This window comes from Lysobacter enzymogenes, assembly GCF_017168095.1.
Taxonomy (GTDB): Bacteria; Pseudomonadota; Gammaproteobacteria; order Xanthomonadales; family Xanthomonadaceae; genus Lysobacter; species Lysobacter enzymogenes_D.
In genome coordinates this window covers 1-321 of the sequence record NZ_LXSD01000092.1, presented here as the reverse complement: position 1 = coordinate 321, position 321 = coordinate 1, and the positions used below count along the sequence as shown (strand labels likewise).

1 protein-coding gene is annotated in these 321 nt (G+C 79.1%); it reads left to right on the top strand.

Annotated features, from left to right (window positions below):
- A partial coding sequence (locus tag A7A76_RS02615; protein ID WP_343225266.1) for a 4Fe-4S dicluster domain-containing protein occupies positions 1–321 on the top strand: 321 nt, incomplete at both ends.

The following is a 321-nucleotide window of genomic DNA, read 5'->3' as shown; positions in this document are numbered from 1 at the left end:
TCGCGGCGGCGCGCCCGGCCGACCCGCTGGCGGCGCTGGCCGACCGCTGCGTGCAATGCGGCCTGTGCCTGCCGGCCTGCCCCACCTACGGCCGCGAGCAGGTCGAAGCCGAATCCCCGCGCGGCCGCATCGCCCTGGCCCGGGCCTGGGCGCTGGACACGATTCCGGTCACCGCCGCGTCCGACGCTCACCTCGACCATTGCCTGGGCTGCCGCAGCTGCGAGGCGGTGTGCCCGGCCGGGGTCGAATACGGCCGCCTGCTGGTCGCCGCGCGCAGCCGCCAGCGCGAGCGCCGGCCGGCCGGCTGGCGCCAGCGCCTGG